This is a genomic window from Streptomyces sp. NPDC002055, from assembly GCF_040296705.1.
GTDB lineage: Bacteria > Actinomycetota > Actinomycetes > Streptomycetales > Streptomycetaceae > Streptomyces.
Genome location: NZ_JBEOXS010000025.1, coordinates 67,949 through 82,754, shown reverse-complemented (window position 1 = coordinate 82,754; position 14,806 = coordinate 67,949). Strand labels below are relative to the sequence as shown.

At 72.3% G+C, this 14,806-nt stretch carries 12 protein-coding genes; 9 read left to right on the top strand and 3 right to left on the bottom strand.

Annotated features, from left to right (window positions below; translation table 11 throughout):
- The 3 genes from ABT112_RS17730 to ABT112_RS17720 form a co-directional block, all read left to right on the top strand.
- A partial coding sequence (locus tag ABT112_RS17730) for a hypothetical protein (protein ID WP_351510535.1) occupies positions 1–1,609 on the top strand: 1,609 nt, incomplete at its 5' end.
- Between the two features lie 283 nt (positions 1,610–1,892).
- Positions 1,893–2,498: a TetR/AcrR family transcriptional regulator gene (locus ABT112_RS17725; RefSeq protein ID WP_351510533.1), complete on the top strand. Its 606-nt coding sequence runs from the start codon at positions 1,893–1,895 to the stop codon at positions 2,496–2,498.
- Positions 2,495–3,211: a GAP family protein gene (locus ABT112_RS17720; RefSeq protein ID WP_351510531.1), complete on the top strand. Its 717-nt coding sequence runs from the start codon at positions 2,495–2,497 to the stop codon at positions 3,209–3,211. The genes ABT112_RS17725 and ABT112_RS17720 overlap by 4 nt, the downstream gene beginning before the upstream one ends.
- A 282-nt stretch (positions 3,212–3,493) precedes the next feature.
- On the opposite strand, the gene ABT112_RS17715 is transcribed toward ABT112_RS17720, so the two are convergent.
- Positions 3,494–4,609 carry a UDP-N-acetylmuramate dehydrogenase gene (locus tag ABT112_RS17715; protein ID WP_351510529.1) on the bottom strand — a complete coding sequence of 372 codons (1,116 nt, stop codon included), beginning with the start codon at positions 4,607–4,609 and terminating at the stop codon, positions 3,494–3,496.
- A gap of 436 nt (positions 4,610–5,045) precedes the next feature.
- Between ABT112_RS17715 and ABT112_RS17710 the strand changes: the two genes are divergently transcribed.
- From ABT112_RS17710 to murJ, 3 genes are all read left to right on the top strand, one after another.
- Positions 5,046–6,233, top strand: a complete 1,188-nt coding sequence (locus ABT112_RS17710) for a DUF418 domain-containing protein (protein WP_351510527.1) — start codon at positions 5,046–5,048, stop codon at positions 6,231–6,233.
- A gap of 423 nt (positions 6,234–6,656) precedes the next feature.
- A complete protein-coding gene (locus ABT112_RS17705) occupies positions 6,657–7,154 on the top strand; it encodes a hypothetical protein (protein WP_351510525.1) in 498 nt (165 codons plus the stop codon).
- A 174-nt stretch (positions 7,155–7,328) separates the two neighbouring features.
- Positions 7,329–9,011: a murein biosynthesis integral membrane protein MurJ gene (murJ, locus tag ABT112_RS17700; RefSeq protein ID WP_502975380.1), complete on the top strand. Its 1,683-nt coding sequence runs from the start codon at positions 7,329–7,331 to the stop codon at positions 9,009–9,011.
- Positions 9,012–9,066: 55 nt separating this feature from the next.
- On the opposite strand, the gene ABT112_RS17695 is transcribed toward murJ, so the two are convergent.
- Positions 9,067–11,166: an FUSC family protein gene (locus ABT112_RS17695; RefSeq protein WP_351510523.1), complete on the bottom strand. Its 2,100-nt coding sequence runs from the start codon at positions 11,164–11,166 to the stop codon at positions 9,067–9,069.
- Positions 11,167–11,539: 373 nt separating this feature from the next.
- Here ABT112_RS17695 and ABT112_RS17690 point away from each other — a divergent pair, with 373 nt between their 5' ends.
- Positions 11,540–12,004, top strand: a complete 465-nt coding sequence (locus ABT112_RS17690) for a hypothetical protein (RefSeq protein ID WP_351510521.1) — start codon at positions 11,540–11,542, stop codon at positions 12,002–12,004.
- Between the two features lie 183 nt (positions 12,005–12,187).
- On the top strand, positions 12,188–12,466 hold the full coding sequence (locus tag ABT112_RS17685) for an antibiotic biosynthesis monooxygenase family protein (RefSeq protein WP_351510520.1): 279 nt from the start codon (positions 12,188–12,190) through the stop codon (positions 12,464–12,466).
- A gap of 239 nt (positions 12,467–12,705) precedes the next feature.
- Here ABT112_RS17685 and ABT112_RS17680 read toward each other — a convergent pair whose 3' ends face one another.
- Positions 12,706–13,392 carry a LysE family transporter gene (locus ABT112_RS17680; RefSeq protein ID WP_351510518.1) on the bottom strand — a complete coding sequence of 229 codons (687 nt, stop codon included), beginning with the start codon at positions 13,390–13,392 and terminating at the stop codon, positions 12,706–12,708.
- A 144-nt stretch (positions 13,393–13,536) separates the two neighbouring features.
- Here ABT112_RS17680 and ABT112_RS17675 point away from each other — a divergent pair, with 144 nt between their 5' ends.
- Entirely contained in the window at positions 13,537–14,484 is a 948-nt protein-coding gene (locus tag ABT112_RS17675; RefSeq protein ID WP_351510517.1) for a LysR family transcriptional regulator, read from the top strand.
- The last annotated feature ends 322 nt before the right edge of the window (positions 14,485–14,806 follow it).

Genomic DNA, 14,806 nt, shown 5'->3' with positions numbered 1-14,806 from the left:
CGACGACGTGTGCCGCGAAGGCACCGGCGGACACCGGGAGCCGCGCGGCCGGACCGAGGGAAGAGCCGACCGGAGCGAGGGCGACGGTCACCGTCCTGACGGGAGCGCCGGGCGGGGCGACGTACCGCATGAAGAGGTGGACGACGAACTGGTCCCCTACTGGAGCCAGGACTGGTTATTGATCAGCCTCGGCATCGGCTGGCAGACCTCGGACGGTCTCTTCCTCTCCTGCCGGCCCGGCAGGGACTTCGGCCGCGTGGGCCAGTACTTCGACGAGACGGGTTCCTCCTTCACGCCGTGGCCCTCGCTGCGGCATCTGCTGGCCGACTACGCCGACGCTCTGGAGTGCGGCCGTCCGTTCGACGGGCGAGTCCCGGTCGCTGCCGGCGGTGTGCTGGTCTGGGAGGAGGAAAGGACCACCCTTCCCGCTCCCGTCTCCCCGCTGGCGCTGGCCGCCGCGGCCGCCGAACCGGACATCGCCGTGGAGACCGTCCAGGACAACGCCGACGGCCCGGACCGGGTACAGGGGCAGGCGCCCGCGGGGCATGTTTTCGGCTGGTACGCCACCATCACCGCCGACAGCTCCGAGCCCGCCGCCGAGGCGCCGTACGCCCACCCGGATACGGTCTTCGTGGCGGGCATCACCCCGGCCGAACTGCTGCGCCGCTTGGGAGCGATACCGGACACGGTCCGCGCCCGTACTCGGCGACAGGCCCGGGAGTCGGGCGCCGCGCTGTGGGCCGCAGCCCGGCCCTTGGTCCGTGCGGGTTCCATCGACGGGTGGGCCTATGCGACACAGGAAGCCGGCGCGGCCCAATTCGGCAGGCCCGAAGTGCTGCGGCGGCTCTCCCAGGGCACCAGGGCGGTCTCCCTGACGACGGAGCCTCCTGACGTCCGGGTCACCGTTCATCAGGACGGCGTGCCGCAGCCGCAGGACTTCCGCCACATCGCTGCGCCGTCGGACGAGGACTGCACGGTCGGGCCGGCGGCCGGCCGGACGCACAGGTTCGGCGCCGAGGTCCGGCCGGGGACGGCAGACGCGTATCTCCGGCTCCTGACCGGGCTGGAGGAGGACTTCGAGATCGTCCACGCCCCCGACCGCGACACGGACGAGGAGCTGACGAGTGCGCTGCTGCTTCCCCTGCTGGAAGGGATCGACGAGGAGAGGTGGCAACCCGCGCACTTCGAGCGGGACTTCGACTTGGCCGAACTCATCGAGCGCACGCCGCCGGACCAGCTGCGCGCGGCGGTCGCAGCCCAACTGGTCCGGCTGGCGGTGGAGTCCCGCATCGACATCCATGACGAGATACGGGACGCACTCGACCGGATCGTCCGGGGCGAGGAAGCGGACCTCACCGTCGACGGCGAACTGGATGTGCGCATACGGACTGTGGAAGCCGAGACGTGGGCTGCCCGGCACCTGTTGGAGACCGCACGGTGGGACTCCGAGGGAGCGGTCACCGAGGCCGACGTCGAGGCCTGGGAGGCGCGGCTGGCGGCCACTGCGCACTGCGTGCCTTCCTCCGGGCGCAGCTGCCCGCCGCGGCCGCGATGGTCCTGGCCGGGCGGATGTCCGCACACTGGCGCACTGAACTCGACGCCGACCTGACGGCGTCGACGGGGCGGAAGTGAGCGGCGTGTGCCGACAGCGCGTTCGCCGGGACGAGCACTCTGCACCCGGAATCCGGCCTCCGTAATCGTGCGGGGGCACTGCTGCCCGTACGGCGACGCCGCATGCCCGATACCGCTCCGCATCACCCCGTGCCAGGAGCTCACCGACGGCCGGGTCACTCCAGGCGGCGGTGTCGAGGTGTCTGCCGACCGGGGCGGGGTGGCCGTCGGTGACGCGGCTGTCAGATGACCCTAGAGAAATAATGTGGCACTATTTTTTCATGACGAGACATGCAGATGCCGACGTCCGCCGGAATCAGGTCGCCGCCGCGCTGGTGCGCGTCGTGGCCGAGCGCGGGCTGGCGAGGGCCACATTGGCGGACGTGGCGGAGGAGGCGGGGGTGTCGGTGGGGCTGGTGCAGCGCTACTTCCGCACCAAGGACGAGTTGTTGAGGTTCGGCGTCGAGTACGTCTACCGGCGTGCCGAGGAGCGGGTGCAGCAGGTCGCCGTCAGCCTCCCGGTGCGGGGGACCGTCGTGCGGCTGATGGAGACCTTCCTCCCGCTGGACCCGGAACGCCGCGATGAACTGCGGGTCTGGCTGAGCCTCATCCAGGCCTCGCTCAGCGATCCGCGGATGGCCGCCGTCCACCAGGGTGCGACACTGGCCATGGTGGACGGCGTCGCCGAAGCGTTGGCGGGCGCGCAACGGGCCGGAGAGCTCACGGACGCCGCCGATACCGCGACCGAAGCCGCCGCGCTGGTCGCGTTCGTGGACGGACTGTGTCTGCACCATGCGGCCACCGGCACGAGGTTCGAACCGACGGCCCTGCGGACAGCGCTGACACAGTACGTCGACCGGCTCTTCGACGGGGGTACGGCCCGATGAGCGGGGCGCTGACCGCGGCGCTGGTGGGCCTCGCCCTGCTGGACAGCGCCAGCTTCGGGACGCTTCTCATACCCGTCTGGTTATTGCTGACGCCCGGCAGGCTGCGCCCGGGCCGCATCGTGGCCTATCTGGCCACCGTGGCCGGGGCGTACTTCTGCATCGGGGTGCTGCTGACGCTCGGTGCCGACGCCGCCCTCGAGGCCGTACGGCGAGTCCTCGACGGGATACCGGCGACCCACCTGCGGCTCGGCCAGCTCGTCTGCGGCGTCCTCGTCATCGCCTGGAGCTACTGGCTGGAGGCCAGAGCCCGGCGCCAGGACGACACCCCGGGCCGGGTGCGCCGCTGGCGGGCCCGGGCCATGTCGGGGGACGGGGGTGTCGGTGGGCTGATGGGCCTGGCCATGACGGCCGTTGGGCTGGAGGCTGCCACGATGCTGCCCTACCTCGCGGCGGTGGGGCTGATCGCCGAAGCGGACATCACCGTGCCCCTCACCGGCGCCGTCCTCGCCGGCTACTGCGTGGTGATGACGCTCCCGGCGATCGTGCTGGCCGTGGCACGTTTCGCCGCCCACCACCGGGCCGATCCGGTGCTGCGCCGGGTCAATGACTGGCTGACGAGGAACAGCGCCCGCGCCCTGGGCTGGACCGTCGGCGGCATCGGCATCGGGGTCACGCTCAACGCCGTCGCCTCGTTGCTGTTCGACCAGTCATGACGCGGTTCGTTCCGCCCGGCGGGCGCCGGAGTCCGCTTCGCCCGCGCGGCTCGTCGGCCCGCTGATCCGTCCGGGGGCATGCCCGGCAGGCTCCCGCCGCCCCGGGTGTTGGAGCCCGTGCCCCCGCTCGCTCGCCGCCGAGGGCGCCGACACCGTCCGCCCGGATCCGGGAGCGCAGCGCGACCGTGGCGGTCGGCTCCTCGACGGAAATCACCGCATTCCGGCCGTTCCCGGGCCCAGCCGCCGAGTGCTCGGCGCCCTTCCGAGGCGCCGGTGTCCCCGTCAGCTCTCACCGGCGGTGGGAGCCGGGCCCCGCTCCCACCGCCGGAGTCGACGGAGCCGGTAAGGGGGCTCCCAGTCCCCGAGATAGTCGATCTCGGGGGAGAGGAGTACTCCGGTGCGCTCCAGGACGCGGCGCCGCACGATGTCGACGGCTCTGGCGAAGTCGGCGGCCGTGGCGCCGTCCCCGGCGACCAGCGTGGGGTGCAGTGCGGAGATCTGCACGCCGCGGACGACCGGACTGCCGAGCCCGAAGCCCGAGTCCCGGATGAGCCGGCTCGCACTCACCCGGGTCGAGCCGTCGGGGAAACGGTTCACCGGGGCGCCGGCCGCGCGTAGTTCGCCGGCCCGGGACGGCGGGATCGCCGGACTGAGGAACACGCTGCCGATCGAACGTTCATCGTGTAGCGACGAGCCCAGCACCATGCCCTTGGTGCGACGCACGGCGAGCACCGCGCGAGCCGCCTCGGCCAGGGGGACGCGGCTGCCCGGCGGAACACCGAGCATGTCGGCCACCTGACGGTACCGGACGGGCGTGCTCAGGGCGGAGCGCCGCAGCGAGAACACCAGGCTCAGCAGGAGCCGGCGCCGGGATCGTTTGAACACGCTGGTGCGGTGGCCGAGTTCGCACGCCGCCGCCGACAGGGTGACGTGCCGGTTCAGCCGCCAGTCCCACGCCCGCACCTCGACGAGGGTGTCGGACACCTCCTGGCCGTAGGCGCCGACGTTCTGGACCGGAGCGGCGCCGACCGTGCCGGGGATGCCGGTGAGCATCTCCATGCCGGTGAGGCCCTCGGCGACCGTGGCGGCGACCAGGTCCGCCAGCGGATGCCCTGCCTGGACCTCGACCTGAACCCGGTCCTCGTCCCGCGCCCCGGGCCGGCGGATGCCCCGGTTGGCCATCCGCAGGACCGGAGCGGAGCATCCGGCGTCGTTCACCAGGACGTTGCTGCCATGTCCGAGGGCGACCGGCGGGCCGTGGCGGTCCATCTCCTGCCGCGCGTACGTCACGATGTCGGGCAGGTCCGCGAGGTCCCGCAGTTCGACGAGGCCGGCGGCCGGGCCGCCGATCCCCAGGGTCGTCAGGGGAGCGAGGTCCGCTCCGTGAACGATGCGCATGGAAACGGCTGCTCCTGTGTCTCCGGCCGGAAGAGGCGGGCCTTCTCGGGAAGAGGGGGGTCTTCGTGCCGTGCGGGTGGCGGGTCCCTTCGCTAACGCCCCGAGAGGCGCATTAAGGGTGTGGTCACGCTAACGGGGCGTGGCGGGTCACGCAATGCGAACTCATCGGCGCTGCAAGGGGGGAGCGGCGCGGCAAGGCTTTCGGGCGGGCGGACAGAGCTCGGCAGCCCTGCCGCCGTGCTCCGCTGAGTCCCGAGTGCCCTGTGAACCGCAGAGGTCCGGAAGCGACGGACAGGCCTGCTGCCCGATGGCCGCGCGAAGCCCGTCCCTCCGACCGCAGAAGGAAGCCCCTCTCCCGCCGGATGCATCTTTCGATGTAGTGCGGTTCGTCTGTGCTCACGAGGAATGCCGGTCGGGGCGCGTCGACGATGAAGGCATGACCCAGACCCTGCGCCCACCGACTCATTCCCCCGGCACCGGTGGTGGCCGGCTTCCCCTGCTCGATGTCCTGCGCGGGACCGCGATTCTCGGCACGCTGATGACCAATGTATGGATCTTCGCCGGTCCCGGCGCCGAGTGGGGGATCCTGCAGAACGGCGCCGGGAACGCCGGCTACGGGTCCGTAGCGGCGGTGGCCGAGAGCCTGTTCCAGCTCGTGGCGAACGGGAAGTTCCTCTCGATGCTGACGATCCTGTTCGGCGTCGGCCTCGCGATCCAGTTCGACTCCGCCGCCCGGCGCGGACAACCCTGGCCGGGCCGCTACAAGTGGCGGGCGCTGTTCCTGTTCGCCGAGGGCACCGTGCACTTCGTGCTCGTCTTCGCCTGGGACGTCCTGATGGGGTACGCGGTCACCGCACTCCTCGTCGCCCGGCTGCTGGCCCGGTCGGAACGCACACGACGCCGCGTCATGTGGTGGGCGGGAGGGCTGCACCTGGCCTTGATGGGAGCGTTCACCGCGCTGCTGGTGGGGGCCGGTCAGGAGGAAGACGGCGGCGGAGGCGGCGTGTCCCAGCGGGTCGTCGACCTGTACGCGCACGGGAGCTACCCCGACCAGATCGCCTTCCGGCTGGAGAACGCCCTCGCGCTGCGCCTGGAGCCGGTGCTCTCCTTCGGGCTCCTGGTCCTGCTGTTCCTGCTCGGCGTACGGCTGTTCCGGGCGGGTGCGTTCGGGATGGACGAGACGGGCCGGCGGATCCGCGCCCGGATGCTCGGCTGGGGCCTGGGCCTCGGGGCACCGCTCACCGTGGCAACCGCCGTGGGCGGCCAGGACTTCTTCCTGCTGGGCCGGTACTGCGCCGCTCCACTGATGGCGGTCGGCTACATCGGTGTGATCGGTGCGCTGGTGAGCCGGGTGCGGCGCCCGGGCCCGCTCACCACGGGGCTCACCTCCGTCGGCCGGACGGCCCTCTCCTCCTACGTGCTGCAGAACCTGCTGTGCATGCTGCTCTGCTACGGCATCGGACTCGGCCTCGCCGACCGCTGGGGAGACGCCGGCCGCCCCTGGTGGGTGATGGGGCTGTGGGCCGGGGTGTGCGCCTTCCTCATGATCGGCTCCACACTGTGGCTGCGCCGGTTCTCCACCGGTCCGCTGGAGTCCGTGCAGAAGTGGGCACTACGGCGCTGAGTCGCCCCGCGCCCTGGCCGGAGGCCCTCCGCCCCGGAAGCCCTCCGGCTGCGGGGCGGTCCGCGGTGACGCGACACCGCGGTGACAGGGGATGGGGCGGGACGGTCACGGGGCTCGACGATCGCGGGGCAAGAAAGACATGTGGCGGGCCAGGCATGGGGCGGGCCGGTCACAGGTGCGGCGGTCACGGGGCGCGCCGACGGAACCCGCCGACGGAGCCCGCTGCGCCCGAGGGCCTGCGACGAGCGGACACCCTCGAACCCCTCCGCCTCGCCCGCGAACCGTTGTTCCCCACCTGTGGGGCGTGTGCGAGGCCGAGGCAGTGGGGAGGTCCGGTGCGTTCGGTGTGTCGGTGGGTACCGGGATACCGGCGCCCCCGGGTGGCGTACGCTCACCGCATCCACAGCACTCTGGGGGACACCCATGCGTTCTACCGCAGCAGCCCTGCTGCTCCTGCTCGCCGCCACGACCGTCACTGCATGCGGCGGCGGATCCGGCGACAACGGGGACGGCGGCTCGCACGCCGAGCCCGCCATCGGCAAGGAGGCGGCCGTACCCACGCCGAAGGCCGGCCACATGGCCGACGCCTGGGGCGAGAAGATCCGCAGCCTGAGCGGCACGCTGGACTGGAAGACCTGCAGCACCCCCACCACACAGGCGTGTGCCCGGACGATCGACACCACCATGGGCGTCGTCGGAAAGCTCTCCGGCCAGCTCCAGACGCTCGGCGGGGCCGAGGTCTACCCGACCGCCACGGCGAAGACCGAGGCCATGGACGGCGCACGCGTCACCTACCGGGTCGCCAAGTGCGCCAAGAACGGCGAGCCGAGCACCGAGTGCTCCCAGTCGGCCAAGGACGTCCGGACCAACCTCGCGGGACTGGCGGCGGCCCTGAAGGTCGACGAGGGCAAGGCCGGCTGAGGTCTGACTTCCTGAACGGTGCGCCCGCTCGTCCCGCAGCAAGGCAGGGGGCAAGTGCGGCAGACGCCTCGGCCGGGGTCCCGGAAAGGGCTCCGGCCGAGGCGTCGTTGCACGACCGCGGAGAACCGCAGGGTGCATGACGGCCGGGGGACCGCGGGGACGTAGGTTGGCGGCATGGTCGAGGGGGCGAACACCGCAGCGCAGACTGCTCCGTTGGAGCACCGGGAAAAGGGGCGGGACGCCGCCCCGGGGAACAAGGGCAACGGAGGGCCGGCGCGCGCGTCCCTCCTGATGGCCCTGGGCACGGTGGTGTCACGGGCGACGGGGCTGATCCGCCAGGTACTGCAGGCCGCGGCCCTGGGCACAGGACTGCTCGCCAGCACGTACAACACGGCGAACACGGTGCCCACGAGCCTGTACACGCTGCTGATCGGTGGCGCGCTCAACGCCGTGCTGGTGCCGCAGCTGGTGCGTGCCCGGGCGACGCAGCCCGATGGCGGGCGGGCGTACGAGCAGCGACTGGTGACGCTCGTGGTGTGTGTCCTGGCGGCGGGGACGGCCCTTGCCGTCTGGGCGGCGCCGGAGATCGTGGGCCTGTACATGCGGGACAGCCCGGAGCAGCACGAGGCCTTCGAACTGACGGTGACCTTCGCCCGGTTCCTGCTGCCGCAGATCTTCTTCTACGGCCTGTTCAGTATCTACGGACAGATCCTGAACGCCCGCGAGAGGTTCGGCGCGATGATGTGGACTCCGGTGCTGAACAATGTCGTGCTGGTCGGCATGTTCGCCGCCTATCTGGGGCTGATGACGGTCCCCGACCGGGTGGACGACATCACCGGTGCCCACGTGCGGCTGCTCGGGATCGGGACGACCGCGGGCATCGCCGTGCAGTCCCTCGCGCTCATCCCGTTCGCGCGGGCGGCGGGATTCCGGTTCCGGCCACGGTTCGACTGGCGCGGCACCGGCCTGGGGAAGAGCGTCCACGCGGCCAAGTGGACTCTGCTGTTCGTCCTGGCCAATCAGGTCGCCCTGACCGTGGTCACGAACTATGCCAACGCCGCCGACCAGGAGCTGCCCCGGGCCGGCGCGGGCTACACGGCCTACACCTACGCGCAGACCATTTGGATGCTGCCGCAGTCGATCGTGACCGTGTCCCTGGTGACGGCGCTGCTGCCCCGTATGAGCCGGGCCGCCGCCGAAGGACGCATACCGGATCTGCGCGCCGACCTGTCCCGGGCCCTGCGGATCAGCGGCGTCGTCATCGTGCCCGCCGCCTTCCTCTTCCTCGCCCTGGGGCCACTGATATCGGCGCTGCTGTTCGCCCATGGGGCGGCGGATGCCGCATCGGCCCGTCCGCTGGGCCAGATGCTCCAGGCGTTCGGGCTCGGTCTCATCCCGTTCTCCGCCCAGTATCTGATGCTGCGCGGCTTCTACGCCTTCGAGGACACACGCACGCCCTTCCTCATGGCCGCCTGGATCGCCGTGGTCAACATCGTGCTGGCCACGGCATGCCACCTCCTGCTGCCGGCACGCTGGGCCGTGGTCGGGATGGCCGGCGCCTATGCGCTCTCCCACCTCGCCGGACTCGTCCTCACCGCCCGCCTGCTGCGGAGGAGACTCGGCGGTCGCATCGACGACGGAGCGCTGCGGCGCACCTACGGGAAGCTGCTGTGCGCCGCCGGACCGGCCGCGGTGCTGGGCTGGGCCGCGGCCCGTGGGTGCACCGGGCTGGGAACCGGCACGGGGCCGACCATGGCCGCGTTGGCCGCCGGAGTGCTCACCACGGCGGCGGCGTACCTTCTTCTCGCTCGGCTGATGAAGGTCGGCGAACTGCGTCACCTGCCGGGGATGCGCTGACCACTTTGCCCAGGGCCCCGCCGGGCCCCGGCCCGCCTGCCCGGATGTTCCCCGCTCACTGCTCCCGGGACGACTCGACATCCCGTTCCAGCGGCGTTCTGGCGACCGCGGCCGCCAGCTCCTCCAGGGCGCCCAGCAGGAGTTCCGCCCCGCGCCGCACCACCGGATCGCCGCCGTCGCCGGTGCCTTCCCAGGCGTCGAGTGCGTCCTCGACCCGGCGCCAGTCGGGGTTGCGGCGCTCCCGAACGGCCCGCGCCGCCTGGGCGGTGTCCGCCTCCAGGGCATCGGCGAAGCGCGCGGCCTCGCGGACCGGGCGCGCCCCGTGTTCCGGCAGATGGGTCTCCAGCAGCATCGCGGCCCGCCCCATCGATTCGAGCGCCGCCTGGGCCTCCTCCGCCTCCCTGCGGTTCAGGCCCCGGTGCCGGACCGGTTCCTGCTTGGCCCGGCGCAGCGACTCGTCCCAGGTGGCGTTGGCCTCGCGGCTCGCCAGCAGTGTATGGCGCACGTCCGCGAGGCGCCGCTCGTCGGGCTCGGCGAAGCTGCGGACGACGGCCGCCGCATAGCGGCCGTTCGCGGTGAGATAGTCCGCCAGCCGGTCCAGCAACTGCGGTGTCTCCCAGGCCGGCAGCAGCACATACGCCAGCATCGCCAGCACCCCGCCGAGCAGGGTCAGCAGCAGCCGGTCCCGCACCGTCTGCTGCAACGCCTCGCCCGCCATGCCGAGCAGCAGGACCACATACGCCGCGGCGAAGGACTGCGAGGCCACGTATCCGGTGCGCATCAGCAGGTACATCAACGCGGCCGACACCACGGCCAGTCCGCCGGACACATAGGCGCCCGGGTGGGCCACCTGCACCACGGCCGTGGCCAGCCCGACACCCACCAGGGTCCCGGTGAACCGGGCCACGGCACGGGCGTACGTCTGGTGGAAGTCCGGCCGCATGACCATCACCGAAGTGACCGGTACCCAGTAGCCGTGACCCAGCGGAAGCGCCGTGCCGAGCAGATAGCCGAGCGTGGCCACCGCCGCGAGACGCACCGCGTGCCGCAGGACCCGCGAGTCACGGTGCAGTTCCCGGCGCACCGCGCCGAGCACGACCGGCACCAGACGGAACATGGTCGGCCGGATCAGCTGCGCTTCCCCGGCGAAGGCGGATTCGTGGTGGGACATGCCGCTGTCGGCGGTGTCCAGGACCTCGATGAGCAGGTCCGCCAGCGTGATCGCGGCCTGCCGCGCCGGCCCCGTCAGCACTTCGTCGCCCTCGTCGATCAGCAGCGCCGCCATGGCCTCGGCCGGTGCCTCGACCGGGGTGCCGTGCCGGATGGAACGGGCGGCGGCGTCCAGGACGTCCGCGGCGGCGTTCAGCAGCTCCCGCGCCCGGTCCCGTTCCGGGCCCTCCGCGGCGGCCCCGACGCGTGGGTCGGCGACGGCGGCGACCGCCGGACGAATGTGTTCCGCCAGGCCGCGGGGCCCGTGCAGAACGGACGGCCGGGTGCGTGCCTGGGACGGGGTGACGGCGGCCGCGCTGCGCGCCGTCATCATCGGTTCCGGACCGAAGGCGGCCGTGGGGTCGTGGCGCAGCCGCCGGGCGTAGTCCGACATCGCGGCGAGCGCGTCGGCGAGCGCGTCACGGTGCGCGCCCCACCGGCGGATGGGGAACAGCAGAATCAGCGTCGCCTGCACCAGGCCGCCGAAGGCGATGACCGCGGCGTGCTCCAGTGCCCCCTGAACGCTGGTGGGCAGGGTGACGGTCACCATCATGATGCCGACCGTCGTGGTGGCGACGATCCCGGCGGTCGAGCCGACCGCCCAGGCCATCCCGGCGAGAAACGCCCAGGCGGCGAGCAGCAGCAGAAACGTCGCGGTGTGCCCCGACGCGACGTAGCCGACGAACGTGCTGATCCCCAGACCGGCGCCCGCGGCCAGCGCGATCACTTTGCGCGGCCGCCAGCTGCGCTGGAATGTCGAGGAGCCCGCGGAGAACGCGCCGAACGCGGCCGACGCGGCGTACGCCGGAGAGTCGAGCCACAGCGCGAGCCCGATCACGATCGCCACGCCCGCCGCCGCACGCAGGGCGATCAGCGGCTCCAGCCGCGTCCGCTCGACCGTGAGCCCGGAACGCACGACCTCCCGCAGCGCTCGCAACCACGTCACGGAGCAGAGACTAGGCGGAGGACCGCACCGGTCGGCGGCAGCCGCACCGCGGACCCGGAGCCCGGGGCGATCGACGACGGCGGGTGCGGTGGCGGGTGGGCCCGCGGCGCCCGGGGCGTCGGACCGGGGAACGCCCTCCGGGGGCGTCGCACCGGGCGGCCGCCCCCGGATTCCAGCAGGAGCGCCTCGCCCATTTGGCGGAGCGGCAGGGCCCGGCTCCGCCCGAGGGCGGATTCTCCTACCGGAGCCGGGCGCCATCATCGTTCGGGAGGGGATGCACATCTTCCTCCGGGAGATGGTGCGGGCGACCGGCCGGTTCCACCGCGGCGCCGCCGCGCGGCCGTCTCCGGAGGGTGAACGGGAGGAATCGGCAATGCAGATCACCACGAGGGCCGTCCGGCTGGTGGCCGTCGCCGCCGCGGGGACAGCCGTCCTGGCAGGAGTTCCCGCGCAGGCCGCGACACCGCACGACGGAAGGACCGCGGCGCGCGCCGCGGTCGATCCGGAACCCGAGTACCGGGGCTGCTCGACACCGGAGAGTCCGTCGGGCGCGTCGGGTGGCGCGGTCATCCACAACTGGAGCGATCCCGGCCAGACCCTTTCCGTCCGCCTGGACGTGGCGGACATCCAGGCGGACGGGCGCCACGCGAGGGTCCGGTTCGTGATCGAGGACGTCAACGGGCGACGCACCTACGGCCGCTGGCGCAAGGCCGTCGGCGACGGGGTCTACAAGTCGTGGTGGACGAGCGCCACGTCCGATCGCGGCATCTTCGAGGCGGGAGTCCAGGCCGCCACCTTCAAGGGCAATCGCCTGAAGACCATCTGCACCGACATGTGACCGGATGCCGGAGCCCGACCCACGGGGGGCCGGGCTCCGTGCTCCACGGCAGGTCCGTGCGGCAGCGCAACGAGCTGCAGCAACGGCTGACCGAGCCGACCGCCGGTCCGTACAACGGCGGCGCATCGGCCCGGCGAGAAACGCACCAAGGGAAACACCATCGGGAAACACCAGGAGAAACAGATGAAGGTCGGCATGGTGGCGAGCCACTACCCGCACGCCGCTCACCGCGAGGAGTTCATCGCCCGCGTTCACCGGGTCGCCGAGGAATTCCGCCGGACACCGGGATGCCTGTCGGCGGACTGCTGGGTGTCCGAGGAAGCGGTGATCTCGATCGTGCAGTGGGAGTCCGAGGAGGACTGCGCCGCGTCGTTCGCCGCTGTGGTGGCCGCGGGGCTCGACATCGACTTCGACGAGCGCGAAGCCCGCCCCCGGGAGATCGCGCGGCTCGCGGCAGCCTGACCGGGGCTCTTTCACCGGCCGCGGCTGCGTCCGTTCCCACCCTCGTGGCCCTGGCCGGAGCCCGCTCATCCGAAGAGCCATGAGATCCCGGCGACTTCGGACGAACGGGCTCCGGCGTCCGCGCTCCCGTGGGGGCAGGCGGTGCGACTCACCGCACCGGGGGCGGTGGGATGCACCGCACCGGGAGGCAGGCGCCCGGCCCGAGAGGGCTGATCGCCGACGCCTCATCCACCGGGGCCTCATCCGCTGAACGCGACGCTCACGGACAGCCCTACGATCAGCAGCCCGGACACCATGGCCGTGACGAAGCGGCCACGGTCGTCCGTCAGGACCCCGCCCAGCAGTCTGCCGCTTCCTGCGAGGAGCAACTGCCAGCCGGCGGAGGCGAGGACCACACCGGTCAGATAGACGGCGGTCCGCCCGGGGTCCCCGACGCCCGGGGTCTGCCGGCCGAGCACCAGGGCGACGAAATAGACGGCCGGCCACGGATTGAGCGCGGTCAGGCCGAGGAAGAGGAGGCCGGCACGCCAGGGCGTCAGAGCTCTGGCGCGCTCCGGCGTCCGGTGGTTCGCTGCCGCACCCTGCCGTCGCGCTGCCAGGGCCCGCAGCACGATCCGTGCCGCGATGCAGACGAGGACGGCCGAGGCGAGCAGGCGCAACGGAGCGGCGACCGGGGCCACCGCCGACGCGAGCCCACGGCCGCCGAGCACCGCGGCCAGCGCGTAGCAGGCGTCGGCGGCGGCCGCGCCCATCGCCGCGGCGGCGCCGTGACGGAAGGAGGTCCGGGCCGTCATGGAGACCATCAGCACCGCGACGGCGCCCACCGGAACAGCGAGTCCGAAGCCCGCCCAGAGGCCCGCGAGCAGCGACCCCGTCATGCCGATGCCCGGGACGTGCGCATGGCCCTCCGGCGGTGAGCCGTGCACCCGCGTGGGTCCACACCGCGGGCGACGGCCTCCGTGTCGACGGCTCCGGCGAAGCGAGGGACGGCAAACGTCTGGTCGACGTGGCGAGAGATCGTCATGCTGCCAGTGTCAGCAGCCACATTGTTCTCAGTCCATCGAAGCTTTTTGCACGACATTGTTCGGGGGTCCCACATGATCGACGGCCGGTTGAAGACCTTGCGCGCCCTCAGCGCGACGGGCACCGTCACTGCCGCGGCAGAGACGCTGCACCTGACTCCGTCCACGGTCTCGCAGCAACTCCGCCAGTTGCAGGCCGACCTCGGAGTGACGCTGCTGGAGCCCGACGGGCGCAGGGTGCGACTCACCGCCGCCGCACACACCCTGCTCCGCCACAGCGATGTCCTCTTCGCCCACTGGGAACAGGCGGAAGCCGACCTGGAGGCGCACCGCGAGGAGCGGGCCGGAAGCATCAGGATCTCGGCTGTGGCCAGCGCGTTGTCCAGGCTCGTGGCGCCGGCCGCCGCGCTGCTGGGGCAGCAGTACCCGGCCCTCACCGTGGAGATCGGGGAGGACCCGGAGGAGGACCGGATCCGGCTGCTGCTCACCGGACGCGCGGACATCGTCGTCACCATTCCGGCCGCCGACGCGCCGTCCCCCGACGACGAAGCCGTCGAACAGCACGCCCTGCTCGAGGAACCGCAGGACCTGCTGGTTCCGGCCAAGCACCCCGCCGCCGGAGAGGAAGCCGTCGAGCTGGGCGCGTTCGCCGAAGAAAGCTGGCTGCGGGCGGGCGACCCCCGGGACCAGCACCAGCTGCTGCTCTCGGCGTGTTCCGCCGCCGGATTCGTGCCCCGGATCACGCACAACGCGGTCGACTGGTTCGCGGTGTCGGCCCTCGTCTCCCACGGCCTCGGAATCTGCCTGATTCCCCGTCTGGTGCCGGTCCCGGCCGGCCATGACGTCGTCCGCGTACCGCTGACCGGAGACGTCCGGCCCACCCGCCGGGTCGTCGCCTTCATCCGGCGCGGCAGCCATGAGCGCCGGACGGTGAACCGCTGCCTCACCGCACTGCGCTCGGCGGCCGGAGCCTGGTCCGCCGGGCACGAGGGCTGACCCGGCCTCTGCCCCGGCGGCCGTTCCGTCCCGGACGGGGGCCTCATCAGGTGGTGATCGGCAGTTCCGCCGGCTCGTCGGAGGAGCCGTAGCCGGAGCGCCGGCAGAGCGGGCTGCTCCGCTCCGACGGCCGGACGATGAGCGTGCTGACAGACGGACGACGAGCGTGCTGAATCCGGAGCTGCGGGAGCGCTGTTCGAGGGCATCCAGGGCATCCAGGGCATCGAGGAGAGCCTCGTCGATTCCCCTGTTCCGCTGCGGCGGCGTGACGATGAGGTTTTCACTACCGGCCGGAGCGCAGCGCACCAACTCATCGAGTAAT

What these genes read in the sequence shown, in the direction of transcription:
- ABT112_RS17690 (WP_351510521.1), top strand. Translation starts at nt 11,540, where the DNA reads ATGCAGATCACCACGAGGGCCGTCCGGCTGGTGGCCGTCGCCGCCGCG.
- ABT112_RS17685 (WP_351510520.1), top strand. Translation starts at nt 12,188, where the DNA reads ATGAAGGTCGGCATGGTGGCGAGCCACTACCCGCACGCCGCTCACCGC.
- ABT112_RS17715 (WP_351510529.1), bottom strand. Translation starts at nt 4,609, where the DNA reads ATGCGCATCGTTCACGGAGCGGACCTCGCTCCCCTGACGACCCTGGGG.
- ABT112_RS17710 (WP_351510527.1), top strand. Translation starts at nt 5,046, where the DNA reads ATGACCCAGACCCTGCGCCCACCGACTCATTCCCCCGGCACCGGTGGT.
- ABT112_RS17705 (WP_351510525.1), top strand. Translation starts at nt 6,657, where the DNA reads ATGCGTTCTACCGCAGCAGCCCTGCTGCTCCTGCTCGCCGCCACGACC.
- ABT112_RS17720 (WP_351510531.1), top strand. Translation starts at nt 2,495, where the DNA reads ATGAGCGGGGCGCTGACCGCGGCGCTGGTGGGCCTCGCCCTGCTGGAC.
- ABT112_RS17725 (WP_351510533.1), top strand. Translation starts at nt 1,893, where the DNA reads ATGACGAGACATGCAGATGCCGACGTCCGCCGGAATCAGGTCGCCGCC.
- murJ (WP_502975380.1), top strand. Translation starts at nt 7,329, where the DNA reads ATGGTCGAGGGGGCGAACACCGCAGCGCAGACTGCTCCGTTGGAGCAC.